The sequence below is a fragment of the Pseudomonas sp. Ost2 genome, assembly GCF_018326065.1.
GTDB classification, from domain to species: domain Bacteria; phylum Pseudomonadota; class Gammaproteobacteria; order Pseudomonadales; family Pseudomonadaceae; genus Aquipseudomonas; species Aquipseudomonas gingeri.
Map to the genome: position 1 here is coordinate 5,245,816 of NZ_AP021904.1, position 24,430 is coordinate 5,270,245.

General features: G+C 61.3%; 21 protein-coding genes and 1 pseudogene. 8 read left to right on the top strand and 14 right to left on the bottom strand.

The features are described from left to right. Positions 1 to 2: 2 nt before the first annotated feature. Entirely contained in the window at positions 3 to 701 is a 699-nt protein-coding gene (pyrF, locus tag KI243_RS22910; protein WP_017129650.1) for an orotidine-5'-phosphate decarboxylase, read from the bottom strand. Between the two features lie 262 nt (positions 702 to 963). Here pyrF and eat point away from each other — a divergent pair, with 262 nt between their 5' ends. From eat to KI243_RS22925, 3 genes are all read left to right on the top strand, one after another. After that, the gene (eat, locus tag KI243_RS22915; protein ID WP_017129651.1) at positions 964 to 2,328 is read left to right on the top strand and encodes an ethanolamine permease; all 1,365 of its coding nucleotides are present in this window, start codon (positions 964 to 966) and stop codon (positions 2,326 to 2,328) included. Positions 2,329 to 2,449: 121 nt separating this feature from the next. Beyond that, positions 2,450 to 2,617, top strand: coding sequence for a DUF2897 family protein (locus tag KI243_RS22920; RefSeq protein ID WP_017129652.1), 168 nt, complete (start codon positions 2,450 to 2,452; stop codon positions 2,615 to 2,617). Between the two features lie 103 nt (positions 2,618 to 2,720). Then, positions 2,721 to 3,281, top strand: a complete 561-nt coding sequence (locus tag KI243_RS22925) for a TetR/AcrR family transcriptional regulator (RefSeq protein ID WP_017129653.1) — start codon at positions 2,721 to 2,723, stop codon at positions 3,279 to 3,281. Positions 3,282 to 3,366: 85 nt separating this feature from the next. Here the strand turns inward: KI243_RS22925 and KI243_RS22930 are convergent, their stop codons facing one another. The 13 genes and pseudogenes from KI243_RS22930 to mtnA all read right to left on the bottom strand — a co-directional run bounded on the left by KI243_RS22930 (position 3,367) and on the right by mtnA (position 19,384). After that, on the bottom strand, positions 3,367 to 3,699 hold the full coding sequence (locus KI243_RS22930; protein ID WP_017129654.1) for a helix-hairpin-helix domain-containing protein: 333 nt from the start codon (positions 3,697 to 3,699) through the stop codon (positions 3,367 to 3,369). Positions 3,700 to 3,810: 111 nt separating this feature from the next. Then, entirely contained in the window at positions 3,811 to 5,805 is a 1,995-nt protein-coding gene (locus KI243_RS22935; protein WP_212811247.1) for a nucleoside-diphosphate sugar epimerase/dehydratase, read from the bottom strand. Positions 5,806 to 5,895: 90 nt separating this feature from the next. Next, positions 5,896 to 6,915, bottom strand: a complete 1,020-nt coding sequence (locus KI243_RS22940; RefSeq protein WP_017129656.1) for a glycosyltransferase family 4 protein — start codon at positions 6,913 to 6,915, stop codon at positions 5,896 to 5,898. 404 nt (positions 6,916 to 7,319) lie between these two features. After that, entirely contained in the window at positions 7,320 to 7,619 is a 300-nt protein-coding gene (ihfB, locus tag KI243_RS22945) for an integration host factor subunit beta (protein ID WP_017129657.1), read from the bottom strand. A gap of 133 nt (positions 7,620 to 7,752) precedes the next feature. Then, complete coding sequence (locus KI243_RS22950) at positions 7,753 to 8,034, bottom strand: hypothetical protein (protein WP_017129658.1); 282 nt, start codon at positions 8,032 to 8,034, stop codon at positions 7,753 to 7,755. A 192-nt stretch (positions 8,035 to 8,226) separates the two neighbouring features. Beyond that, positions 8,227 to 9,912, bottom strand: a complete 1,686-nt coding sequence (rpsA, locus tag KI243_RS22955; RefSeq protein WP_017129659.1) for a 30S ribosomal protein S1 — start codon at positions 9,910 to 9,912, stop codon at positions 8,227 to 8,229. A gap of 120 nt (positions 9,913 to 10,032) precedes the next feature. Further along, the gene (gene cmk / locus KI243_RS22960) at positions 10,033 to 10,722 is read right to left on the bottom strand and encodes a (d)CMP kinase (RefSeq protein ID WP_017129660.1); all 690 of its coding nucleotides are present in this window, start codon (positions 10,720 to 10,722) and stop codon (positions 10,033 to 10,035) included. 20 nt (positions 10,723 to 10,742) lie between these two features. Continuing rightward, positions 10,743 to 11,642, bottom strand: a pseudogene (locus tag KI243_RS22965) (prephenate dehydrogenase/arogenate dehydrogenase family protein); the annotation flags it as partial. 28 nt (positions 11,643 to 11,670) lie between these two features. Beyond that, positions 11,671 to 12,783: a histidinol-phosphate transaminase gene (gene hisC / locus KI243_RS22970; protein ID WP_212809943.1), complete on the bottom strand. Its 1,113-nt coding sequence runs from the start codon at positions 12,781 to 12,783 to the stop codon at positions 11,671 to 11,673. Positions 12,784 to 12,794: 11 nt separating this feature from the next. Beyond that, positions 12,795 to 13,889, bottom strand: a complete 1,095-nt coding sequence (gene pheA, locus KI243_RS22975; RefSeq protein WP_017129662.1) for a prephenate dehydratase — start codon at positions 13,887 to 13,889, stop codon at positions 12,795 to 12,797. Continuing rightward, on the bottom strand, positions 13,889 to 14,974 hold the full coding sequence (serC, locus tag KI243_RS22980; RefSeq protein WP_212809944.1) for a 3-phosphoserine/phosphohydroxythreonine transaminase: 1,086 nt from the start codon (positions 14,972 to 14,974) through the stop codon (positions 13,889 to 13,891). The genes pheA and serC overlap by 1 nt, the downstream gene beginning before the upstream one ends. A gap of 209 nt (positions 14,975 to 15,183) precedes the next feature. Next, a complete protein-coding gene (gyrA, locus tag KI243_RS22985) occupies positions 15,184 to 17,982 on the bottom strand; it encodes a DNA gyrase subunit A (RefSeq protein ID WP_017129664.1) in 2,799 nt (932 codons plus the stop codon). A gap of 325 nt (positions 17,983 to 18,307) precedes the next feature. Continuing rightward, positions 18,308 to 19,384, bottom strand: a complete 1,077-nt coding sequence (mtnA, locus tag KI243_RS22990; protein WP_212809945.1) for an S-methyl-5-thioribose-1-phosphate isomerase — start codon at positions 19,382 to 19,384, stop codon at positions 18,308 to 18,310. A gap of 109 nt (positions 19,385 to 19,493) precedes the next feature. Between mtnA and KI243_RS22995 the strand changes: the two genes are divergently transcribed. The 5 genes from KI243_RS22995 to KI243_RS23015 all read left to right on the top strand — a co-directional run bounded on the left by KI243_RS22995 (position 19,494) and on the right by KI243_RS23015 (position 24,430). After that, a complete protein-coding gene (locus tag KI243_RS22995) occupies positions 19,494 to 20,825 on the top strand; it encodes a TRZ/ATZ family hydrolase (RefSeq protein ID WP_177086513.1) in 1,332 nt (443 codons plus the stop codon). A gap of 66 nt (positions 20,826 to 20,891) precedes the next feature. After that, positions 20,892 to 21,590: a bifunctional 2-polyprenyl-6-hydroxyphenol methylase/3-demethylubiquinol 3-O-methyltransferase UbiG gene (ubiG, locus tag KI243_RS23000; protein WP_017129667.1), complete on the top strand. Its 699-nt coding sequence runs from the start codon at positions 20,892 to 20,894 to the stop codon at positions 21,588 to 21,590. A 3-nt stretch (positions 21,591 to 21,593) separates the two neighbouring features. Continuing rightward, positions 21,594 to 22,265, top strand: a complete 672-nt coding sequence (mupP, locus tag KI243_RS23005) for an N-acetylmuramic acid 6-phosphate phosphatase MupP (RefSeq protein WP_042937165.1) — start codon at positions 21,594 to 21,596, stop codon at positions 22,263 to 22,265. Positions 22,266 to 22,395: 130 nt separating this feature from the next. Continuing rightward, positions 22,396 to 23,136, top strand: a complete 741-nt coding sequence (locus tag KI243_RS23010) for a YciK family oxidoreductase (protein WP_177086511.1) — start codon at positions 22,396 to 22,398, stop codon at positions 23,134 to 23,136. 367 nt (positions 23,137 to 23,503) lie between these two features. Further along, the gene (locus tag KI243_RS23015) at positions 23,504 to 24,430 is read left to right on the top strand and encodes a GGDEF domain-containing protein (protein WP_017129670.1); all 927 of its coding nucleotides are present in this window, start codon (positions 23,504 to 23,506) and stop codon (positions 24,428 to 24,430) included.

The following is a 24,430-nucleotide window of genomic DNA, read 5'->3' on the forward strand; positions in this document are numbered from 1 at the left end:
GATCAGGCCAGCTCGGCCACGACCGCCGCCAGGGCCTGGGCCGGGTCTGCCGCCTGGCTGATCGGGCGACCGATCACCAGGTAGTCGGAACCGGCCTGCAGTGCCTGGCGTGGCGTCAGGATCCGTCGTTGGTCGTCCTGGGCGCTGCCCGCCGGACGAATCCCCGGGGTCACCAGTTGCAGGCCCGGATGGGCACTCTTCAGCGCCGTGGCTTCCAGCGCCGAACACACCAGGCCATCGAGCCCGGCCTTCTCGGCCAGGGCCGCCAGACGCAGCACCTGCACCTGCGGCTCGACATCCAGGCCGATACCCGCCAGGTCTTCACGCTCCATGCTGGTCAGCACGGTCACGCCGATCAACAACGGCTTCGGACCGCTGCGCTGGTCGAGCACTTCACGACAGGCCGCCATCATGCGCAGGCCACCGGAGCAATGGACATTGACCATCCAGACCCCCATTTCCGCGGCTGCCTTGACCGCCATCGCGGTGGTGTTGGGAATGTCGTGGAACTTGAGATCCAGGAACACTTCGAAGCCCTTGTCGCGCAGGGTCCCGACAATTTCCGAGGCGCAGCTGGTGAACAGTTCCTTGCCGACTTTGACCCGGCACAGTTTCGGGTCCAGTTGATCGGCCAGCTTCAGGGCGGCGTCACGGGTGGGGTAATCCAGGGCGACGATGATAGGAGTCTGGCAGGCGGACATGGATGGGCTCTCAGGCAAGTCGAAATCGGCGCGGATTGTAGCGCAAGCCGGGGCTGATCGGGACCCGGTGATCGGCAAATGTGCCCACGGCGCGCCATAAAGGTCCCCACTCGCACCAATTAAAGTCGAAATCCCGGGCAACATCGGCGAAATATCCTCGATACGACAGCTTTTTCACCCTTTGCGACGCATTCCCCGGCGCTGGCACGTCCGCTGCACCCGCCTGTTCCGAGCGGTATCCAAACGGTTCAGGGAGAAACATATGAACACTCGACTCAAGCCCACGCTGGGCACGTTGCATCTGTGGGGCATCGCCGTCGGCCTGGTGATTTCCGGCGAGTATTTCGGCTGGAGCTACGGCTGGGGCGTCGCCGGTACGCTCGGATTCCTGGTGACATCGTTGATGGTCGCGGCGATGTACACCTGCTTCATCTTCAGCTTTACCGAACTGACCACCGCCATTCCCCACGCGGGCGGCCCCTTTGCCTACAGCCGCCGGGCCTTTGGCGAGAAAGGCGGGCTGATCGCCGGCCTGGCGACACTGATCGAGTTTGTCTTCGCGCCACCGGCCATTGCCCTGGCCATCGGTGCCTACCTGAATGTGCAGTTCCCCGCGCTTGATCCCAAGCATGCCGCCGTGGGCGCCTACATTGTGTTCATGGGCCTGAACATCCTCGGGGTGAAACTGGCCGCCACCTTCGAACTGGTGGTCTGCGTCCTGGCGGTGGCCGAGTTGCTGGTATTCATGGGCGTGGTCGCACCGGCCTTCAGCTTCAGCCATTTCGCCCTGAACGGCTGGGCCGGAGCCGACAGCTTCGGCGCGCCGGCGATTGCCGGGATGTTCGCAGCCATTCCGTTTGCCATCTGGTTTTTCCTCGCGATCGAAGGCGCCGCCATGGCCGCCGAAGAAGCCAAGGATCCGAAACGCACCATTCCCAAGGCCTATATCAGCGGCATCCTGACCCTGGTGCTGCTGGCGATGGGCGTGATGTTCTTCGCCGGTGGCGTCGGTGACTGGCGTACCTTGTCGAACATCAACGATCCCCTGCCACAGGCGATGAAAGCCGTGGTCGGCGACAGCTCCGGCTGGCTGCACATGCTGGTGTGGATCGGCCTGTTCGGCCTGGTGGCGAGTTTCCACGGGATCATCCTCGGTTATTCGCGCCAGTTCTTCGCCCTGGCCCGCGCCGGCTACCTGCCCGCGTCCCTGGCCAAGCTCTCGCGCTTCCAGACCCCGCATCGCGCCATTATCGTCGGCGGCCTGATCGGCATCGCCGCCATCTACAGCGACGGCCTGATCAACCTCAGCGGCATGACCCTCACCGCGGCCATGATCACCATGGCGGTATTCGGCGCGATCGTCATGTACATCATGAGCATGCTCAGCCTGTTCAAACTGCGCAAAACCGAGCCGGACCTGGAGCGCACCTTCCGCGCGCCGGGCTATCCGCTCGTCCCGGCCATCGCGCTGTTCCTGGCCGTGGTCTGCCTGGTCGCCATGGCCTGGTTCAACGCGCTGATCGGCCTGATCTTCGTCGGCTTCATGGCCGCCGGCTTCCTGTACTTCCTGCTGACCGCGCAGTTGCGCGCCGACGCCCCGGCGGATGCGATGCTGACCGGGCAGTAAGAGCTATCGGAGCAGAACGGGCTTACAATTGAACCACTGAGAAATCCCGTGACTCAAAGTGGTAAGGGCCGGCATCCCGCACGAACTTCTCGCGCGGGATCGGTCCATCAAGGAGAATCCCATGCCCTGGTATGCCTGGTTGATCATCGTGGTTGCCATCGGCTCCATCGTCGGCGGCCTGATGATGTTGCGCGACACCGCCACCAAAGTGGAGCTCACCGACGAACAGCGCAAGCGCGTCCAGGAGCGCAACGCCGAGATGGATGCCAAGGACGCGCAGGACCGCTGACACCCCCTCCTGCATTTGAACGGATTTGAACCAACCTTCAAAAAATCCAACCCTCTGCCGACAACTCACAGTTATCATTGGCCGGAGATTTGGAGGTTGAGCCATGCGCTATTCACACGATCATAAAGCCCAGACCCACGAGCGCATCATCAAGGAAGCAGCGGCCCGCTTTCGCCGTGACGGTATTGGCGCGACCGGCCTGCAGCCCTTGATGAAAGCCCTGGGCCTGACCCACGGCGGCTTCTACGCGCACTTCAAATCCAAGGACGAACTGGTCGAGAAAGCCCTGCAGGAAGCCGCGGCGGAACTGGACGTGCATTGCGACACGCTGTTCAGCCAGGACAAGCCGGTACAGGCGTTCATCGACAGCTACCTGTCCGAGTGGCACCTGACCACGCCGGAACACGGATGCCCATTGCCGACCATGTGCTCGGAGCTGGGACAACGTGGCGCACCGAGCCCGACCACCGACACGGTGATCGAGTCCCGGCTCAAGCAGGTCGAGGAGGCGCTGGGTGGCGGACCGGATGCACAGGACCAGAGTATCGTGATGCTGGCGACGCTGGTCGGGGCGCTGGTGCTCTCGCGCAGTGCGGAAGACGCCGAACTGGCGCAGAAGATCCTGGATGTGACCAGGGCGCATTTGAAGGATCAGGTGGAGTAAGGCTCGCCAGGGGCTGCGACAACCAGAGCCCCTGACGAAAAAGAGACCGATCCCCGGACCGGTCTCGAGCGCCGGATCGACGCCGTCAGTTGATCGCCAGTTGGTCGCGATTCTTGTCGAGAATCGCCTTGCCGATCCCCTTGACCTCAAGCAACTCATCCACCGAAGAGAAAGGTCCGTTCGCTTCCCGATAGGCGACGATGGCCTGGGCCTTGGCCTCGCCGATGCCCGACAGTTCACGCTGGATGGTTTCGGCATCGGCGGTGTTCAGGTTGACCTTGCCGGCTTTTGGAGCGGACTCCGCCTGACTCGCGGGTGCGGCTTGCTGGCCGGTCTGGGCGGCTGGCGCCGCATTGACCGCCGCGGTGGCGCCGAGCAGAACGGTTAACAACAGGGAGGGGAAAAAGCCTGTACGCATAGGTGACACTCCATGACATCGTAGGGGAAAGCAGCTTTTCCGAAGCTGCTTTCCAAACCTAGGTGATGCTGGAGCCTTGTCAAAAACGAGGCCGTTACCGGGTGTGTAGCTTCAGGGATCCATGCGCCGCTGCTGATAGATCCAGTCCACTATCTCACCGTCCGGGGCATAGCCGCTGACAGTGTCCCGCAACAACTGACGCACGCGCGCGTAGTCATCGTCCTCCACGGCCGCAAGCAATTCGGACAGGCGCAACTTGAGCGCCTCCCAGGGCAGCAGGTCTTCATTGGCGGTCATGATCATCGGATGCTGGGTCGCCGCCACGTTGTCGCCGATCAGCAACTCTTCGTAAAGCTTTTCTCCAGGTCGCAACCCCGAGAACTCGATCGCGATATCACCATGAGGGTTCTTGTCGGAACGGATACTCAGGCCGGAAAGGTGAATCATCTTTTCCGCCAGCTCGACAATCCTGACCGGTTCGCCCATGTCCAGGACAAACACATCGCCCCCCTGCCCCATCGAGCCGGCCTGGATGACCAGTTGGGCGGCTTCAGGGATAGTCATGAAGTAACGCGTGATCTTCGGATGGGTCACCGTCAGCGGCCCACCCGCCTTGATCTGCTTGTGGAACAACGGAATAACCGACCCCGACGAACCCAGCACGTTGCCAAACCGAACCATGGTGAAACGGGTCTTGTTGACCCGGGACACATTGCTAGAATCACCAAAGAGCACCGGTGCCAGCTCACGACTGAGGGCCTGCAGGGTCATCTCGGCCAGACGCTTGGTGCTGCCCATGACATTGGTCGGCCGCACCGCCTTGTCGGTGGAAATGAGCACGAAGTTCGCCACGCCGGCCTGCAATGCCGCCTGAGCGGTGTTCAGGGTGCCGATCACATTGTTCAGCACGCCTTCGGCGATGTTGTGCTCGACCATGGGCACGTGCTTGTACGCCGCCGCATGGTAGACCGTCTCCACACGCCAGGTTTTCATGACAGACAGCAACTTGTCCGGATTACGCACAGAGCCGAGGATCGGCAGCAGGCGCACGGACAGGGACTCACGGGCCACGCGCCGCTCAAGCTCCGACAAGATGCTGTAGAGATTGAACTCACTGTGCTCGAAAAGCAGAAGCGTCGTTGGGCGCAAGGCAAGAATCTGCCGGCAAAGCTCCGAACCAATGGAGCCGCCGGCTCCGGTGACAAGCACCGCACGGCCCTTGATGCAATGCTCAAGCAGTTCAGCCTGGGCAGGCACGGCGTCACGCCCGAGCAGATCGGCGATATCGACTTCCTGGATATCGTCGACCTTGACCCGCCCGCTGGCCAGATCCATGAACCCGGGCACACTGCGTACATGCAAGGGGTAACCTTCCAGGAAACCAAGAATCTCACGGCGGCGCCCGCGGGAAGAGGAAGGAATCGCCAGCAGGATTTCCTGGGCTCCCGTGGTATCGATCATCTGCTGGATATGCTTGGGTTTGTAGACCTGCAACCCGGAAATACTGCGATCGGCAATACTGCTGTCATCGTCAATAAAGGCAACGGGCTGCATGGCGCGGCCCATGCGCAGCGCAGCAACCAGTTGGTTACCCGCCGAACCGGCTCCGTACACTGCCACCTTCGTCAGCCCGCTATCACGATTGGCAAAAGGCATGTGCTGGGAGGCACCAAACCAATCCCCCAGGAAGTACTGGCGCATCACCAGACGCAGACCACCGATCATGATCAGGCTCAACCACCAGTAGTTGAACATGATGGATCGCGGCACCACTGTCTGGTGGTTGCTATAGAGATAGACCACCACACCGAGGATCAGCGCGGACAGGCTCACCGCCTTGACGATGGCGATCAGGGCATCATTGCCGAAATAACGCATCACCGCCCGGTACAACCCGAATTTTACAAACAGCGGAATAGCCACCACAGGCGCGGAGAGAAACAACCAGCGGTGCTGGGTAAACGGGTTGATCACGTCGTCCAGCCCCAGCCTGACGACAAACGACATCCACAGCGCCAACCACACCAGCACAATGTCGGCGATGACCTGAAGAACGCGTTTTTGCCGACGCGGGAGGCCTAACAAAAAGGCTCGTATCTTATCCATAACCCCTCTAAGGCCAGTATCCAAAAAACGGCAATACACATGCTGTATCCGATACAGGCATGTCCAAGCCAACTGGAAAAACGATAACGCTCAGCCCGCTTTTTCCAGCTCGCCCGCGTGAAACCTGAAGGCCAGGAAAACCAACGGCACATACGCGACAATCAGCCCGATGGCGCCGTCCACTATCGACAATCCGACACATAGGGCAATCGGCAACAACCAGCCAAGATTGATCCCGGTTACCGCCAGAGTCACCGGCAGATGGCTGCCCACCTGCCGCGAGGCAAATTGATAGGCATGACTGCGATGCGCCTCGTACACCTTGTCACCACGCAGTAAACGTCGTATCAACGTAAACGTCGCGTCGACGACGAACACGCCCAGCAAAATCAACCACACCCACAGCAACCGGGGTTCAGCCCAGGCCGCATGAAGGGAAAGCCCGCCGAGCATCACGCCGAGAAAACCGCTGCCGGCATCACCCATGAAAATCCTGGCAGGTGGAAAATTCCAGTATAGAAAACCACCGACCGCCATCGCCAGCAGCAACGGCGGCCAGATCAGGCCTGCATTGTCTGTGAGTGTATAGACAAGACACGCGCCGAGGCACGCCGTCAGCGCTTCTACGCTGGCAATCCCGTCGATTCCATCCATGAAATTATAAAGATTGAGCATCCACACCAGATAGAAGGCGGCCAAGACATCACCGACCAACCCCAGGTTGATACGTGCGCCCATGATATCAAGAGTCGGCAGGCCACCCATCCAGAAAAGCAACCAGGCCGCCGCCGAAAAATGAGCCAACAAGCGCCAGCGAGCAGCTACATGGCCATGATCGTCGAGAAACCCCACCAGCGCGATACAGGCGCCGGCACCCAGCAGCGCCCAGACGATGGGCCAAAGCACGATGCCGGTAAACGCCAGGACAGGCAAGACAGCCAGGAAACTGACGACGATGGCCACGCCACCACCACGGGGAGTGGCGACGGAATGAGAGCTGCGCTCGTTGGGAATATCCATCAGGCTGCGCGCCAACGCGTAATGACGAAGAGCGCCCGTCAACAATAACGACGCCATCAACACGACCAAACAGCACAACAAAATCATCATCAAGCCAAGATCCTTGCCACACTTAAATAACGATATTCACGAGCAGCTTTTACTCGCCAGACCCGGAAACTTTACGCGTCGTAAAAAACAGGAGGCCAAGCCAGAAAATACTCGACCTGGCAGTTGGGCCCGCGAATATAGACGACTCTACGCAATAACTCGACACTTGCCACCATGGACAAGAAAACCAGCGAAATACAGAGGGGAAGAGATAACGGGGAAATAGCCGCTACGACCGGACATGATCCCGGAGCACAAAGGGAGACAGTGAACCGAACGGGTCAATCCCGGATGCCATCCAATAAACGGAATGCCGATTTATCGGGATAGATACAATCGCCCGCAGGGTGATGAACAACGGGACAGATCACCAGGCCAGACGCATACGCACCTGGCGAAGATGATCAGGCATCATCATGCTCTTCATCTTCATTCACCCGATCCCGAAGCTCCTTCCCCGGTTTGAAGTGCGGTACAAACTTCCCATCCAGGCTGACCGACTGCCCGGTCTTGGGATTGCGCCCCACGCGCGGTGCGCGATAGTGCAGGGAAAAGCTACCGAATCCACGAATTTCGATCCGGTCCCCAGTCGCCAGGCACTGGGACATTTGCTCAAGCATGGTCTTGATGGCCAACTCGACATCCTTGGATGAGAGCAGCCCCTGATGGGTGACAATTCGTTCGATCAACTCCGACTTCGTCATATTTTTCCCTTCTTTTTCAAGCAGCTAGGAAAAGCGCTTCGAAGGTTTTAGCATGACCTGAGGATTTTGAACAGCCCATCTATTGACTTATCTGCATACCAGATACGTCCGGGCCTGGAGGTGTGTATATCGACTAGTTGCAGATCACCAGCATCGTCCGGGTGGCATAGCCTGCCGGATTCCAGCCAAAGAGATAGTCACCTTCATCATCCTTGGCATCACTGGACTTGGTGACGACCTTGTAGCCCTGAGCCTTGCACTCGCGAGCCGCCCGTTTGTAGCACTTTTCCCAGCCGGAACCCAATCCCGAGCAGTCGATCTCGATACCGCTCACACCGTGCCTGACGTGGGTCTTGGCGTTGGTGGTACATCCGGCAAGCAACGCCAGGGCAAATACTGCTATGAGCTTGCTCATTCACATCCTTATCAAGGTGACACCCTGAGAAAAGCCTTCGACAGCTGACAATGGCTGATCCAGACACACAGATCTTTACACTTATAAATGTGACCGTAGCACGTCCGATTTGGTTTCACCCGTGAAACACTCAAATCCCGGCCATAAAAAAGGGCGACCGAAGTCGCCCTTTTTTCAACAGTCAGACAGAACTCAGTTCTGTTTGGCCATTGCTTGACGCAGCAGAGCAGCCATGGTGGTGTCAGCTGCTTCGCCTTCCGGAGCTGCTTTCAGGCTCTGGATGGCTTCTTTCTCGTCTTCAACGTCTTTCGACTTGATCGACAGCTGGATCACGCGGCTCTTGCGGTCAACGCTGATGATCTTGGCTTCTACTTCTTCGCCTTCCTTCAGGACGTTACGCGCGTCTTCAACGCGGTCACGGCTGATTTCGGAGGCTTTCAGAGTCGCTTCGATATCGTCGGCCAGAACGATGATGGCGCCTTTGGCGTCAACTTCTTTCACAGTGCCTTTAACGATGGCGCCTTTGTCGTTAACCGAGACGTACTCGGAGAACGGGTCGCTTTCCAGTTGCTTGATGCCCAGGGAGATGCGCTCACGCTCTGGGTCAACCGACAGGATGACGGTGTCCAGCTCGTCGCCCTTCTTGAAACGACGTACGGCTTCTTCGCCCACTTCGTTCCAGGAGATGTCGGACAGGTGAACCAGACCGTCGATGCCGCCGTCCAGACCAATGAAGATACCGAAATCGGTGATCGACTTGATGGTGCCGGAGATCTTGTCGCCCTTGTTGAACTGGCCAGAGAAGTCTTCCCATGGGTTCGACTTGCACTGCTTGATGCCCAGGGAGATACGACGACGCTCTTCGTCGATGTCCAGAACCATGACTTCCACTTCGTCGCCGACTTGTACGACTTTCGAAGGGTGGATGTTCTTGTTGGTCCAGTCCATTTCCGAAACGTGCACCAGACCTTCAACGCCTTCTTCCAGCTCAGCGAAGCAGCCGTAGTCGGTCAGGTTGGTTACACGCGCGGTAACGCGGGTGCTTTCTGGGTAACGGGCTTTGATAGCAACCCATGGATCTTCGCCCAGCTGCTTTAGGCCCAGGGAAACACGATTGCGCTCGCGATCGTACTTCAGAACCTTGACATCGATCTCGTCGCCAACGTTGACGATTTCCGATGGATGCTTGATGCGCTTCCAGGCCATGTCGGTGATGTGCAGCAGGCCATCGACGCCACCCAGATCGACGAATGCGCCGTAGTCGGTGAGGTTCTTGACGATACCCTTGACTTGCTGACCTTCCTGCAGGGATTCCAGCAGAGCTTCACGCTCGGCGGAGTTCTCGGCTTCCAGGACGCTGCGGCGGGAAACGACAACGTTGTTGCGTTTCTGGTCGAGCTTGATGACCTTGAACTCGAGCTCTTTGCCTTCCAGGTGCGTGGTGTCGCGCACTGGACGGACGTCAACCAGGGAACCTGGCAGGAACGCACGGATGCCGTTAACGTCGACAGTGAAGCCGCCTTTAACCTTACCGTTGATAACGCCCTTGACCACTTCCTCGGCTGCGAAGGCTGCTTCCAGAACGATCCAGCATTCAGCGCGCTTGGCTTTTTCACGGGACAGCTTGGTTTCACCAAAGCCGTCTTCAACCGAATCCAGCGCCACGTGAACTTCGTCACCGACGTTGATGTTCAGCTCGCCAGCATCGTTGTAGAACTGTTCCAGCGGGATCAGAGCTTCAGACTTCAGACCAGCGTGGACAGTGACCCAACGAGCTTGGTAATCGATATCAACGATAACACCGGTGATGATCGAACCAGCCTGAAGATTAAGGGTCTTCAAGCTCTCTTCAAAGAGTTCCGCAAAGCTTTCGCTCATTTTAATTCCTGTTGATAAGGGCGAAGAATACGCCCATCTGCCACACCCCAGACGGTGTGGGTTACGTTCATATGAAAGAAGCCATGCAGGACTATGACTGGTCCCCTGCACGCTTCTTGGTCACCCGGCGATATCGCGAATGGCGATCTCGCTCATGATGCGTTCCAGCACCTGCTCGATGGACAACTCCGTGGAATCCAGCTGTATGGCGTCAGCCGCCGGCTTGAGCGGGGCTACCGCTCGCTGGGTGTCACGCTCATCGCGTGCACGTATCTCATCTAGCAGACTCGACAGACTAACATCATCGCCCTTGGCCTTCAACTGCAAGTACCGGCGACGCGCCCGCTCCTCGGAACTGGCGGTGAGGAAAATCTTCAGCGGCGCATCGGGAAACACTACGGTCCCCATGTCGCGACCGTCGGCCACCAGTCCCGGCGGCTCCTGGAATGCGCGCTGGCGCTGCAGCAAGGCGTCGCGCACCGCCGGCAGGGCCGCGACCTGGGAAGCACCGGCACCGATCGACTCGTTGCGGATATCCTGGGTGACATCGTCCCCTTCGAGAATGATGCGCTGCGGCTGGCCGTCGGTCGCACCGATGAACTGCACGTCGAGATGGGCGGCCAGCAGCTTGAGGGACTCTTCGTTGGTCAGGTCGACACCGTGATTGCGCGCGGCGAAGGCCAGCAACCGATACAGCGCACCAGAGTCCAGCAGGCACCAGCCCAGACGCTTGGCCAGCAGACCGGCGATAGTGCCCTTGCCCGAGCCGCTGGGTCCGTCGATGGCGATGACTGGAGCTTGAATATTCACGACTGAGCCTCTTTGTGATCATCGTTGGCGTTCATTGTGTCCTTGCGGGCCCGTCGGGCCAAGATCCTGCCGAAATGTTCGCGTGCCGCCTGGGCCCGCTCGAACACATCCAGCAGTTGATGCCCATCCCCCGCGTCGACGGCATCGCGCAAGACATCCAGGTCGCTGCGGAAGGTGTCCAGTGCACGCAACACCGCCTCGCGATTGGCCAGGAAGATGTCGTGCCACATGACCGGATCGCTGCCGGCAATTCGCGTGAAATCACGGAATCCACCGGCGGCGTAACGGAAAATCTCCAGGTTCTCGTTGCGCTTGGCCAGGGAATCCACCAGGCCGAAAGCCAGCAGGTGCGGCAAATGACTGGTGGCCGCCAGGACTTCGTCGTGGCGCTGGACCTGCATATGCTCGACATCCGCGCCCAGGGCACGCCACAGCCGGTCGACCGTGGCCACCGCCGCCGGATCGGTTTCATCCAGCGGGGTCAGGATCACCTTGTGCCGGCGGAACAGCTTGCCGTTGGAAGCCTGCACCCCGCTCTGTTCGGATCCGGCAATCGGGTGCCCGGGCACGAACCGCGGCGGCATGGCGCCAAACGCCGAGCAGGCGGCACGCACCACATTGCCCTTGGCACTGCCGACATCCGTCAGGATCGCTTGCCCCAGGTCCATGCCCGCCAACAGGCCGAGCATCTTCTCCATGGCCAGGATCGGCACCGCCAGTTGAATCACATCGGCTCCCCGACAAGCGGTCGCCAGATCTTCCTCGCAGCGATCGACCACCCCCAGCTCCACCGCCAACTGGCGTGATTGCGGATCGAGATCGACACCGACCACTTCCCGGCAGAGGCCGCTTTCCCGCAGCCCCTTGGCGAAGGAACCGCCAATCAGCCCGAGACCGACCACCACCAGGCGGCCGATCATAGGCGTCACAGATTGCATCGGCATGACATCAACCACGAGCCAGGACCTTGGCCAGGGCCTCGAGCAAACGACTGTTTTCACTGGCCAGGCCAATACTGATGCGCAGGTGCCGCGGCAAACCATAACCGGCGATCGGACGCACGATCACGCCCTCGCGCAGCAGGCCCCGGTAAACCGGCCCCGCGTCGCGACCGACATCGACAGCGAGGAAATTGGCGCGCGAGGGAATCCAGCCCAGGCCCATCTGCCGGAAACCTTCCTCCAGTTGCCGCATGCCGGCTTCGTTCAGCTCGCGACTGCGTGCCACGTACTCGACATCGTCCAGCGCGGCATGGGCCGCCACCAGGGCGAGACTGTTCACGTTGAACGGCTGGCGCACCCGATTGAGGATGTCCGCCACCGCCGGCGACGACAGCCCGTAGCCGACACGCAGCGCCGCCAGGCCGTAGGCCTTGGAGAACGTGCGGGAAACCAGCAGGTTCGGATAGGTCGACAGGTAGTTCAGGCCATTCGGCAGATCTTCGCCCTGGGCGTACTCGATATACGCCTCGTCCAGCACCACCAGCACATTGCCGGGCACCTTCGCCAGGAAGGCTTCCAGCGCCTGCGGGCCGAACCAGGTGCCGGTCGGGTTGTTCGGGTTGGCGATAAACACCACGCGGGTGTTCTCGTCGATCGCCGCCAGCATCGCCGGCAGGTCATGTCCGAAATCCCTGGCCGGAGCCACGCGGGCGTCGGCGGCCACGGCCTGGGTCACGATCGGATAGATCGCGAAGGCATGCTCGCTGAAGACCGCATTCAGGCCCGGCGCCAGGTAGGCACGGGCGACCAGTTCGAGGATATCGTTGGAACCGTTGCCCAGGGTCACCTGGCTGGCCTGCACGCCGCACAACTCGGACAGGCGCTGCTTCAGCTCGAAGCCGTTGCCGTCCGGGTAGCGGGTCAGGTCGGCCAACGCCTCGCCAATCGCCGCCAGGGCCCTGGGACTGGCGCCCAGCGGGTTTTCATTGCTCGCCAGCTTGATGATGCGCGCCGGATCGATATCCAGCTCGCGCGCCAATTCGTCCACGGGCTTGCCCGGAACGTAAGGCGAAAGTTGTTGCACGCCCGGCTGCGCCAGGGCGAGGAAGTCGCCACTCATGTTCAACGCCTTTAGAGAACCGCTTTCGGGTAGGAACCCAGCACCTTGAGGGCCACCGCTTCCTGACTGATCTTCTCCAGCACACCCTTGACCAGCGGATCACGGTGATGGCCGACGAAGTCGATAAAGAACACGTACGTCCATTTACCGCTGCGCGAAGGTCGGGTTTCGATTCGCGTCAGGTCAATCCCGTTGTCGTGGAACGGCACCAGCAGCTCATGGAGCGCGCCGGGCTTGTTGCTCATGGAAACAATGATCGAGGTCTTGTCGTCGCCGGTCGGCGGCACTTCCTGGCTGCCGATCATCAGGAACCGCGTGGAGTTGTCCGGACGGTCCTCGATTTTCTCGGCCAGGCGGGTCAACCCATACAGGCCTGCCGCCATATCGCCGGCAATCGCCGCCGAATTCCACTCACCCTTGACCCGCTTGGCCGCCTCGGCGTTGCTCGACACCGCCACGCGCTCGACATTCGGATAATGGGCGTCCAGCCATTTGCGGCACTGGGCCAGCGACTGGGCATGGGAGTAGATGCGACTGATGCTGTCGGTCTTGGTATTTTCGCCCACCAGCAGATGGTGGTGGATACGCAGCTCGACTTCGCCACAGATCACCATGTCGTGCTCGAGGAAACTGTCGAGGGTGTGGTTGACCGCACCCTCGGTGGAGTTTTCCACCGGCACCACGCCGAAGTTCACCGCACCGGCGGCGACTTCACGGAATACTTCATCGATGGCCGCCATCGGCTTGCTGATCACCGCATGACCGAAGTGCTTCATCGCCGCCGCCTGGGTAAAGGTACCCTCGGGGCCCAGATAAGCCACTTTCAGCGGCTGCTCCAGCGCCAGGCAGGAGGACATGATCTCGCGGAACAACCGCGCCATCTCCTCATTGCCCAGCGGCCCCTGGTTGCGCTCCATGACTCGCTTGAGCACCTGGGCTTCACGCTCCGGGCGATAGAACACCGGCACTTCGCCTTCGGCCAGCGAGGCCATCTTTACCCGCGCGACTTCCTGGGCGCAGCGTGCGCGCTCGCTGATCAGCTCGAGGACTTTCTCGTCGAGACTGTCGATGCGCAGGCGCAGTGCCTTGAGTTCTTGCTCAGACATTAGCCGTGTTCCTTCTCGAACTCTGCCATGTACGCCACCAGCGCATTGACTGCATTGATGTCGACGGCGTTATAGATGGAGGCACGCATGCCGCCCACCGAACGGTGACCCTTGAGGTTCAACAGGCCGCGGGCGTCGGCGCCGGCCAGGAACGGTTTGTCCAGGCGGTCGTCAGCCAGACGGAACGGCACGTTCATCCACGAGCGGTCGGTCTTGTTGATCGGGTTGCTGTACAGGCCGCTGGCATCGATGAAGTCATACAGAGTGCGCTGCTTGACCTCATTGAGCTTGCCGATGGCCGCTATACCACCCTGCTCCTTCAGCCACTCGAATACCAGCCCGGAGAGGTACCAGGCCAGGGTCGGCGGCGTGTTGTACATGGAGCCGTTGTCGGCCGCGACCTTGTAGTTGAGCATGGTCGGGCAGATCGAACGCGCGTGCCCCAGGAGGTCTTCGCGAATGATGTTCACGACGATGCCGCTCGGGCCGATGTTCTTCTGCGCACCGGCGTAGATCATGCCGAAGCGGGAGATATCCACAGGGCGCGAGAGAATGTCCGAGGACATGTCGGCGACCAGCGGCACATCGCCGGTTTCCGGAATCCAGTTGAATTCCAGGCCACCGATGGTTTCGTTCGGCGCGTAGTGAACGTAGGCAGCATCCTTGGACAGGTTCCACTCGTTCTGCCCGGGAATGGCGAAGTAGTCGTAGGGCTTGGCCGTGGCCGCCACATTGACAGCACCATAACGCGAGGCTTCTTCGATGGCTTTCTGCGACCAGATACCGGTATCGATATAGTCGGCCTTGCCGTTTTCAGGCAGCAGGTTCAATGGAATCTGGGAAAACTGCTGGCTGGCGCCACCTTGCAGGAACAGCACCTTGTAGTTCGAGGGGATATCCAGCAGGTCGCGCAGATCCTGCTCGGCCTTGGTGGCGATGGAGACGAATTCATCGCTGCGATGACTCATTTCCATGACCGACAGCCCTTTGCCGTGCCAGTCCAGCAATTCCGACTGGGCACGCAACAGGACAGCTTCAGGCAGCGCAGCGGGACCCGCGCAGAAGTTATAGGCTCGTTTGCTCACATCCACTCTCGCTTTGCTTGGAGATATACACGCCGCCCGTCCTGCCCGGCGCCCTGCAGGAAAGAATCGCCGGCCGAGCGGGCCGGGGAATCTCGATACTCCTGACACGACGAAGCGGTCCGACAACGACCGCTCCGCGTTCGATCACAACCGATCACACCTCGATCGGTTGTCCTACAGTAGCTACAACGTCAGGCGCAGGCGCTTGATTAATCCTGCGGTTCAACTTCGTCGGCCGCAGCATCCAGCGACGAATCGTCGGCCACGCCGTCGATCATCACCTCGCCGCCGAACTCGACGCCTTCTTCACTTTCCAGGTCCTCGCCTTCGACTTCCGATGGCTCCTGCACACGCTCCAGGCCGACCAGGGTCTCGTCGCTGGCCAGCTTGATCAGGGTCACGCCCTGGGTGTTACGGCCCAGGCTGGAAACCTCGTCGACACGGGTACGCACCAGCGTGCCCTGGTCGGAAATCAGCATGATTTCCTCGCCTTCCTGCACCTGGATCGCGCCAATCAGCTGGCCGTTGCGGTCCTTGGTGACCATGGCGATCACGCCCTGGCCGCCACGTCCGCGCCGCGGGAACTTGCTCAGCGGAGTGCGCTTGCCGAAACCGCGCTCGGAAGCGGTCAGGATCTGCGCCCCCGATTCCGGGATCAGCATGGAGATCAACTGCTGGCCCTTGCCGATACGCATGCCGCGGATACCACGGGCGCCACGGCCCATCTCGCGAACCACGCTCTCGGCGAAACGAATCACCTTGCCGGCGTTGGAGAACAGCATGACTTCCTTGGCGCCATCGGTGATCGCCGCGGCAATCAGGGTATCGCCTTCCTTCAGCTTCAGGGCGATCAGGCCGCTGGAGCGTGGACGGCTGAATTGTGCCAGCGGGGTTTTCTTGACCGTACCAAAGGCCGTGGCCATGAAGATATAGGCACCGGTCGGCTCGGCCACCAACTCTGCCGTGTCGCCATCGACTTCTTCGGCCGCATCGGCCGCTTCATCGGCTTCGATCACTTCGCCTTCGATCACCGCATCATCGGCATCGTCCAGGTCGTCATCGGCACCGGCGCTCTGCTGCAGGGCCTCCAGGTCGATCTGCAGCATGGTGGTGATGTACTCGCCTTCGTCCAGCGGCAGCAGGTTGACCAGCGGACGGCCGCGAGCGGCGCGGGACGCTTCGGGAATTTCATAGGTCTTGAGCCAGTACACCTTGCCCTTGCTGGAGAACAGCAGGAGCGTGGCATGGCTGTTGGCGACCAGCAGGTGGGAGATGTAGTCCTCATCCTTGACGCCGGTCGCCGACTTGCCCTTACCACCGCGACGCTGGGCCTGGTAGGCCGACAGCGGCTGGGTCTTGGCGTAGCCGCTGTGGGAAATGGTCACCACGCGCTCTTCTTCCGGGATCATGTCGCCCAGGGTCAGGTCGAGGCGCGCATCGAGGATTTCGGTGCGACGCGCATCGCCGTACTCTGCGCGGATGACTTCCAGCTCTTCGCGGATCACTTCCATCAGGCGCGTGGCGCTGTTGAGGATGCGGATCAGCTCGCCGATCTGGTTGAGGATCTCCTGGTATTCGGCCAGCAGCTTCTCGTGCTCCAGGCCGGTCAGGCGGTGCAGGCGCAGCTCCAGGATGGCTTGTGCCTGTTCCGGCGACAGGAAATACTTGCCGTCGCGCAGGCCGTATTGCGGATCGAGGTTTTCCGGACGGCAGGAATCTGCCCCGGCACGCTCGACCATGGTCATCACCGCACTGGATTCCCAGGGCGTGCTGATCAGCGCTTCCTTGGCTTCCGACGGCGTCGGCGAAGCCTTGATCAGGGCGATCACCGGGTCGATGTTCGACAGGGCCACGGCCTGGCCTTCGAGGATATGTCCACGCTCGCGGGCCTTGCGCAGTTCGAACACGGTACGCCGGGTGACGACTTCGCGACGGTGACGGACAAAGGCTTCCAGCAGGTCCTTGAGATTGAGGATCCGCGGACGACCGTCGATCAGCGCAACGATGTTGATGCCGAACACACTCTGCAACTGGGTCTGGGCGTAGAGGTTGTTGAGAATCACCTCGGGCACTTCGCCACGACGCAGCTCGATCACGACGCGCATACCGTCCTTGTCGGACTCGTCGCGCAGCTCGGTGATGCCTTCGAGCTTCTTCTCTTTGACCAGCTCGGCGATCTTCTCGATCAGGCGAGCCTTGTTCAATTGATAAGGCAGTTCGGTGATGACGATCTGCTGGCGACCACCGACCTTGTCGATATCCTCGACGGTCGAGCGGGCACGCATGTAGATGCGTCCGCGACCGGTGCGGTAGGCCTCGATGATCCCGGCGCGGCCGTTGATGATCGCGGCGGTCGGGAAGTCCGGCCCCGGGATGAACTGCATCAGTTCGTCGACGGTCAGCTCGGGGTTGTCGATCAGCGCCAGGCAGCCGTCGATCACTTCACCGAGGTTGTGCGGCGGGATGTTGGTCGCCATGCCCACGGCGATACCGCTGGAACCGTTGACCAGCAGGTTGGGGATACGGGTCGGCATGACCGCCGGGATCTGCTCGGTGCCGTCATAGTTAGGCACCCAGTCCACGGTTTCCTTGTGCAGGTCGGCCAGCAGCTCGTGCGCCAGCTTGGTCATGCGCACTTCGGTGTATCGCATGGCCGCGGCATTGTCACCGTCGACCGAACCGAAGTTGCCCTGGCCGTCGACCAGGAGATAACGCAGGGAGAATGGCTGCGCCATCCGAACAATGGTGTCGTACACCGCGGTATCACCGTGAGGGTGATACTTACCGATCACGTCACCGACCACACGGGCAGATTTCTTGTACGGCTTGTTCCAGTCGTTACCCAGCTCGCTCATCGCAAACAGGACACGCCGGTGCACGGGCTTCAAGCCATCGCGCGCATCGGGCAATGCCCGCCCGACAATCACGCTCATCGCGTAGTCGAGGTAGGACTGTTTCAGCTCGTCTTCGATATTGACCGGGAGGATTTCTTTGGCCAGTTCGCCCATGAGAAGCCTGATTCCTTTTTCTGGTGAAACCTCGTCGCATCCATATGGGACGAACGAAGCTTGCCGCTGCCGACCTGATGCCTGGCAACGACTTACGACAAATCAACGAGTTATGCCATGGATCTGCGCAGTAAGGGCAGTCGGTTCGGACAGCCCTGGAAACCGCCGAATGTTATCACAATCGCCGCCACGCACCTATCCCCGGATACATAAGGATGTAGACAGGCGACCAACGAAACCCTTCGAGAGCGCATCGGGAGGGGCTTAAAAGCAAAATGCCTGCATCCAGACCCCGAAAAAATCACCTGGCCGGAAAAAAACCGGCTCAGTGCAGGCGCTTGCGACACATCAATTGAGTCATCTTCGCGGCGTCCGGTCGTTCGACTATGCCCTTTTCGGTCACGATGACATCGATCAGGTCCGCCGGCGTCACATCGAATACCGGATTGAACGCTTCGACCGGCACACCGAGCCGCTGCCCGCCGACGCTGAGCAATTCGTCGCCATCGCGCTCTTCCAGCACGATATCGTCGCCGCTGGCCAGGCTCATGTCGATGGTCGAGCTCGCGGCCACGACCATGAACCGCACGCCATGGTGCATGGCACAGACGGCCAGTTGGTAGGTGCCGATCTTGCTCGCCACATCGCCGTTCGCGGTGATCCGGTCGGCCCCGACGATGACCCAGGTCACGCCCTTGGTCTTCAGGATGTGGGCGGCGGCGGAATCGGCGTTCACGGTCACCGGGATGTCCGCGTTGGCCAGTTCCCAGGCGGTCAGGCGCGATCCCTGCAGCCAGGGCCGGGTTTCGTCGACGTAGACCCGCTCGACCATGCCTTCGAGGAATGCACCGCGAATCACCCCCAGCGCGGTACCGAAGCCACCGGTCGCCAAGGCGCCGGTATTGCCGTGGGTGAGGATCGCCTGGGCATTGCCCTGATGCTTGCGGATCAGGTCGACACCCAACTGCGCCATGGTCAGGTTGGCCTCACGATCGCTTTCATGGATGGCAATGGCCTCGGCCTCCAGCGCCGCCAGCGGATCGGCGAGGTCACGGGCGCGCTCCAGGCGTTCGCGCATCCGCCCGAGAGCCCAGGAAAGATTGACCGCGGTCGGTCGCGAAGCGGCCAGCAAGGCAAAATCCTCTTCCAGCGCCGCCACCCAGCCACGCCCGTCGGCAAACCGCGCGCGCGCCGCCAGCACCAGGCCGTAGGCGGCAGCGATGCCGATGACCGGCGCGCCGCGCACGACCCTCTCGCGAATCGCCTCGGCCACCCCGGCCGCGCTGTTACAGGCCAACCAGCTGTCCTCGAACGGCAGGATGCGCTGGTCGAGCAGATACAAGGCCCCCTGGCGCCAATCGATGGCCTTGACCTTTTCCGCTGCCAACAACCGATCGCGCATGATTCACTCCGCACTGGGAAACAAAAGCCGCCGATTATAGCGAGCCCCCCGCCAAGACGCTCGGGTATACTTCGCCGTCCTTTTGTATAAAGCCTGGAAGCCGTCCTCGATGCCGAACATCGCCGCCCCGCTCGACTTGCTGTTGCTGCCCACCTGGCTGGTGCCTGTCGAACCCGCCGGCGTGGTCCTCAAGGAGCACGGCCTGGGCATCCGCGACGGGCGTATCGTCTTTATCGGCCCGCGGGCCGAGGCCTTGAAACTCAAGGCCGGCGAAGTCCGCGAGCTGCCGGGGGCACTGCTCGCCCCGGGACTGGTGAATGCCCATGGCCATGCCGCCATGACCCTGTTCCGTGGCCTGGCCGACGACCTGCCGCTGATGACCTGGCTGGAGCAACATATCTGGCCCGCCGAAGGCAAGTGGGTCGACGAAACCTTCGTCCGCGACGGCACCGACCTGGCCATTGCCGAACAGCTCAAGGGCGGCATCAGTTGTTTCTCGGACATGTACTTTTTCCCGAAAGTTGCCAGCGAGTGCGTCCATGACAGCGGCATTCGCGCCCAGATCGCCGTGCCCATCCTCGACTTCCCGATCCCCGGCGCGGCCAGCAGCGACGAATCCCTGCGCCAGGCCATCGAACTGTTCGGCGACCTCAAGCATCACCCCCGTATCAAGATAGCCTTCGGTCCCCATGCACCTTATACCGTCGGCGACGAAAACCTGGAAAAAATCCGCGTCATCGCCGAAGAACTCGACGCCGCGATCCATATGCATGTGCATGAGACCGCCTTCGAGGTCCAGCAGGCGGTTGAACAGAACGGCGAACGGCCACTGACCCGCCTGGCTCGCCTCGGCCTGCTGGGACCGCGCTTCCAGGCCGTGCACATGACCCAGATCAGCGATGACGACCTGGCCTTGCTGGTAGAAAGCAACACCAGCGTGATCCACTGCCCGGAATCGAACCTGAAACTGGCCAGCGGCTTCTGCCCGGTGGAACGCCTGTGGCAGGCCGGCGTCAATGTGGCAGTAGGCACCGATGGCGCGGCGAGCAACAATGACCTCGACCTGCTGGGTGAAACCCGTACCGCCGCCCTGCTGGCCAAGGCCGTTGCCGGCTCCGCCAGCGCCCTGGATGCCCATCGCGCCCTGCGCATGGCCACCCTGAACGGCGCGCGCGCCCTGGGCCTGGAGAGTGAAATCGGCACCCTGGAAGTCGGCAAGGCCGCGGATATCGTCGCCTTCGACCTTTCCGGCATGGCCCAGCAACCGGTCTATGATCCGGTGTCCACCCTGATCTACGCCAGCGGCCGCGAGTGTGTGCAACACCTGTGGGTTGGCGGCAAGCAACTGCTCGACGACCGGCGCCTGACCCGCCTGGACGAACAACGACTGAGCGCCACGGCCCGGACCTGGGGCCGGCGCATCGGCGGTCATGCGCACTGATTTGATCATCCCGGGCCCGAACGGTCCTGGATCACCCTGGTTTCCAAGTTTTCAGAGGATAGTTCCATGAGCAACGTCGACCACGCCGAAATCGCCAAATTCGAAGCCCTCGCCCATCGCTGGTGGGACCGTGAAAGCGAGTTCAAGCCGCTGCACGACATCAATCCGCTGCGGGTCAACTGGATCGACGAGCGGGTCAAGCTGGCCGGCAAGAAAGTCCTCGACGTCGGTTGCGGCGGCGGCATCCTCAGTGAAGCCATGGCCCAGCGCGGCGCCACGGTCATGGGCATCGACATGGGCGAGGCGCCCCTGGCCGTGGCCCAACTGCACCAACTGGAATCGGGTGTCAGCGTCGAGTACCGGCAGATCACCGCCGAAGCCCTGGCCGAGGAAATGCCCGAGCAGTTCGACGTGGTCACCTGCCTGGAAATGCTGGAGCACGTACCCGATCCATCGTCGGTGATTCGCGCCTGCTTCCGCATGGTCAAGCCCGGCGGCCAGGTGTTCTTCTCCACCATCAACCGCAACCCGAAGGCCTATCTGTTCGCCATCGTCGGCGCCGAATACATCATGGGCCTGCTGCCACGCGGCACCCACGACTTCAAGAAATTCATCCGTCCTTCCGAGCTGGGCTCCTGGAGCCGCGACGCCGGCCTGTCGGTCAAGGACATCATCGGCCTGACCTACAACCCGCTGACCAAGCACTACAAGCTGGCTCCGGACGTGGCGGTGAACTACATGATCCAGACCCTGCGCGAGGAATGACCGATGCGTTTGAGAGCGGTTCTCTTCGACATGGACGGTACCCTGCTCGATACCGCGCCGGACTTTATCGCCATCTGCCAGGCCATGCTGGCTGATCGCGGGCTGCCGGCGATTGCCGACAGGCTGATCCGCGACGAGATTTCCGGCGGTGCCCGCGCGATGGTCGCCGTGACCTTCATGATGGACCCCGAGTCACCAGGCTTCGAGGAACTGCGCCAGGAGTTCCTCGAGCGCTACCTGAAGGCCTGCGCCGTCCACAGCAAGCTGTTCGACGGCATGGGCGAGTTGCTGGCGGATATCGAGAAAGCCAATCTGCTCTGGGGCGTGGTCACCAACAAACCGTTGCGCTTCGCCGAGCCGATCATGCAGCAGCTCGGCCTGGCCGAACGCTCGGCCCTGCTGATCTGCCCGGACCATGTGAAGAACAGCAAACCCGACCCGGAGCCGCTGATCCTGGCGTGCAAGATGCTCGACCTGGACCCGGCCAGTGTCCTGTTTGTCGGCGACGACCTGCGCGATATCGAATCGGGCCGCGACGCCGGGACCCGTACCGCCGCCGTGCGCTACGGCTACATCCACCCGGACGACAACCCCGATCACTGGGGCGCCGACGTCGTGGTGGATCATCCACTGGACCTGCGCAAGGTCCTGGATAACGCGCTGTGCAGTTGTTGAGCTGATTCCTGCGGGAGCCGGCTTGCCGGCGATAGCTTCGACGCGGGTATCTGTCCGATCACGCCGCCTGGATCGCCAGCAAGCCGGCTCCCATGGATAGCGTCATTCTTACATTTGTTGAGGTTCAGCCATGTTTGATTACTCCGCCCGCCCCGAATTGCTCAAGGATCGGGTGATCCTGGTCACCGGCGCCGGCCGCGGCATCGGCGCGGCCGCCGCCAGGACCTATGCCGCCCACGGCGCCACCGTGCTGTTGCTGGGCAAGACCGAGGCCAACCTGACCCAGGTCTATGACGAGATCGAAGCCGCCGGCCATCCACAACCGGCGGTGATTCCGTTCAACCTGGAAACCGCCCTGCCGCACCAGTACGACGAACTGGCGGCAATGATCGAGACCGAGTTCGGCCACCTCGACGGCCTGCTCCACAACGCCTCGATCATTGGCCCGCGCACGCCGATCGAACAGCTCTCGGGCGAAAACTTCATGCGGGTCATGCAAGTCAACGTCAACGCGATGTTCATGCTGACCAGCACTCTGCTGCCATTGCTCAAGCTGTCCCAAGACGCCTCGGTGATCTTCACTTCCAGCAGCGTCGGCCGCAAGGGCCGTGCCTACTGGGGCGCCTACGGGGTCTCCAAGTTCGCCACCGAGGGCCTGATGCAGACCCTGGCCGACGAACTCGACAACGTTGCCCCCGTGCGCGCCAACAGCATCAATCCCGGCGCCACTCGCACCAGCATGCGCGCCCAGGCCTATCCCGGAGAGGACCCGCAGAACAATCCGACGCCTGAAGAGATCATGCCGGTCTACCTGTACCTGATGGGCCCGGACAGCACCGGCATCAACGGCCAGGCCTTCAACGCCCAGTAATCCATCCCTCCTCACGCCCCCCGTGCCGGAATACCGGCACGGCAAGTCGGGCATTTCAAAAAGCCAGTACGGCAAGTCAAACAACTGCCGCCCGTCCCCGGCTTTGCCCTTCAAGCAAAAAACAACCTGATGAATTGCAACGAGTTTTATTTGATTGAACCGGTTGGCACGACTTTCGCTCTAACTTCCCTCAGACAGGTTGTGTGAAAGCCGCGGGCGTTCCATCGGCTCGGGCTACCAAGCCCGGGCGAAACGATTAGACTGTTGCCAATTGTCCTACGGGACTGATGGATCAGTACGACGCGCAGCCCCCAAGCCGCTCTCACCAGCCTGTAAGACCGCATGCTGTACCCAGGGGCTGACCACCATGAAGACACCGATCCAGACCAACACCATTGACTTCGACAGTGCCAAGTTGCAGCGCCTGGGTTTCGGTCAAGCCCCCAGTCTTTTCCAACGCCCCACCACCCTCACCCAGCTGCGCCAGCAACTCGGCCTGCAGTTGCAGACCAGCCTTGAGCCGGAACGCATCCTCGGCCTGTTCTTCCGCGAGATTCAGCGCCTGGTCCCCCTGCACTCACTGATCTACGTGCATCAAAGCAGCGACCTGCGCCTCGAATTCGGCCAGCGCGGTCATCACTCGGTGAGCTACAGCCTCAGCCACGAGGGCGAGCACCTGGGGCAGTTGCTGTTCCGGCGCAACCAGCGCTTCACCGAACAGGAACTGGGCAACCTGGAGTCACTGCTCTCCTGCCTGCTCTATCCGGTACGCAACGCCTTGCTGTACCGCGCCGCCACCCAGAGCGCGCTGCGCGACCCACTGACCGAGACCGGCAACCGCATTGCCATGGACCAGACCCTGCAACGGGAAATCGAATTGGCCCGTCGCCACAGCCAGCCGCTCTCGTTGTTGATGCTCGATATCGATCACTTCAAGCGCATCAACGACAGCCACGGCCACAGCGCCGGCGACCAGGTACTCAAGGCCGTCGCCGCCTCGATCAAGAGCCAGCTGCGCAATATCGACATGGTGTTCCGGTATGGCGGGGAAGAGTTCCTGATCGTCCTGTCCAACACCAGTCGCGAAGCGGCGGCCATGGTCGGTGAACGCCTGCGCCAGGCGGCGCAGAGCCAGGATTATCCGGCCAACGAGCAGACCATCGCCCTGACGGTGAGCCTGGGCTGCGCCACCTTGCTGGCGGGGGAGTCAACGGAAAGCCTGCTGCGGCGCGCGGACAGCGCCTTGTATGTGGCCAAGCGCGAAGGTCGCAACCGACTGGCAATGGCGGGGTAA

What these genes read in the sequence shown, in the direction of transcription:
- KI243_RS22930 (WP_017129654.1), bottom strand. Translation starts at nt 3,699, where the DNA reads ATGCGTACAGGCTTTTTCCCCTCCCTGTTGTTAACCGTTCTGCTCGGC.
- KI243_RS22935 (WP_212811247.1), bottom strand. Translation starts at nt 5,805, where the DNA reads ATGGATAAGATACGAGCCTTTTTGTTAGGCCTCCCGCGTCGGCAAAAA.
- KI243_RS22995 (WP_177086513.1), top strand. Translation starts at nt 19,494, where the DNA reads ATGCCGAACATCGCCGCCCCGCTCGACTTGCTGTTGCTGCCCACCTGG.
- ubiG (WP_017129667.1), top strand. Translation starts at nt 20,892, where the DNA reads ATGAGCAACGTCGACCACGCCGAAATCGCCAAATTCGAAGCCCTCGCC.
- eat (WP_017129651.1), top strand. Translation starts at nt 964, where the DNA reads ATGAACACTCGACTCAAGCCCACGCTGGGCACGTTGCATCTGTGGGGC.
- KI243_RS22940 (WP_017129656.1), bottom strand. Translation starts at nt 6,915, where the DNA reads ATGATGATTTTGTTGTGCTGTTTGGTCGTGTTGATGGCGTCGTTATTG.
- pheA (WP_017129662.1), bottom strand. Translation starts at nt 13,889, where the DNA reads ATGTCTGAGCAAGAACTCAAGGCACTGCGCCTGCGCATCGACAGTCTC.
- KI243_RS23015 (WP_017129670.1), top strand. Translation starts at nt 23,504, where the DNA reads ATGAAGACACCGATCCAGACCAACACCATTGACTTCGACAGTGCCAAG.
- ihfB (WP_017129657.1), bottom strand. Translation starts at nt 7,619, where the DNA reads ATGACGAAGTCGGAGTTGATCGAACGAATTGTCACCCATCAGGGGCTG.
- KI243_RS23010 (WP_177086511.1), top strand. Translation starts at nt 22,396, where the DNA reads ATGTTTGATTACTCCGCCCGCCCCGAATTGCTCAAGGATCGGGTGATC.
- KI243_RS22950 (WP_017129658.1), bottom strand. Translation starts at nt 8,034, where the DNA reads ATGAGCAAGCTCATAGCAGTATTTGCCCTGGCGTTGCTTGCCGGATGT.
- hisC (WP_212809943.1), bottom strand. Translation starts at nt 12,783, where the DNA reads ATGAGTGGCGACTTCCTCGCCCTGGCGCAGCCGGGCGTGCAACAACTT.
- gyrA (WP_017129664.1), bottom strand. Translation starts at nt 17,982, where the DNA reads ATGGGCGAACTGGCCAAAGAAATCCTCCCGGTCAATATCGAAGACGAG.
- KI243_RS22925 (WP_017129653.1), top strand. Translation starts at nt 2,721, where the DNA reads ATGCGCTATTCACACGATCATAAAGCCCAGACCCACGAGCGCATCATC.
- mupP (WP_042937165.1), top strand. Translation starts at nt 21,594, where the DNA reads ATGCGTTTGAGAGCGGTTCTCTTCGACATGGACGGTACCCTGCTCGAT.
- mtnA (WP_212809945.1), bottom strand. Translation starts at nt 19,384, where the DNA reads ATGCGCGATCGGTTGTTGGCAGCGGAAAAGGTCAAGGCCATCGATTGG.
- rpsA (WP_017129659.1), bottom strand. Translation starts at nt 9,912, where the DNA reads ATGAGCGAAAGCTTTGCGGAACTCTTTGAAGAGAGCTTGAAGACCCTT.
- KI243_RS22920 (WP_017129652.1), top strand. Translation starts at nt 2,450, where the DNA reads ATGCCCTGGTATGCCTGGTTGATCATCGTGGTTGCCATCGGCTCCATC.
- pyrF (WP_017129650.1), bottom strand. Translation starts at nt 701, where the DNA reads ATGTCCGCCTGCCAGACTCCTATCATCGTCGCCCTGGATTACCCCACC.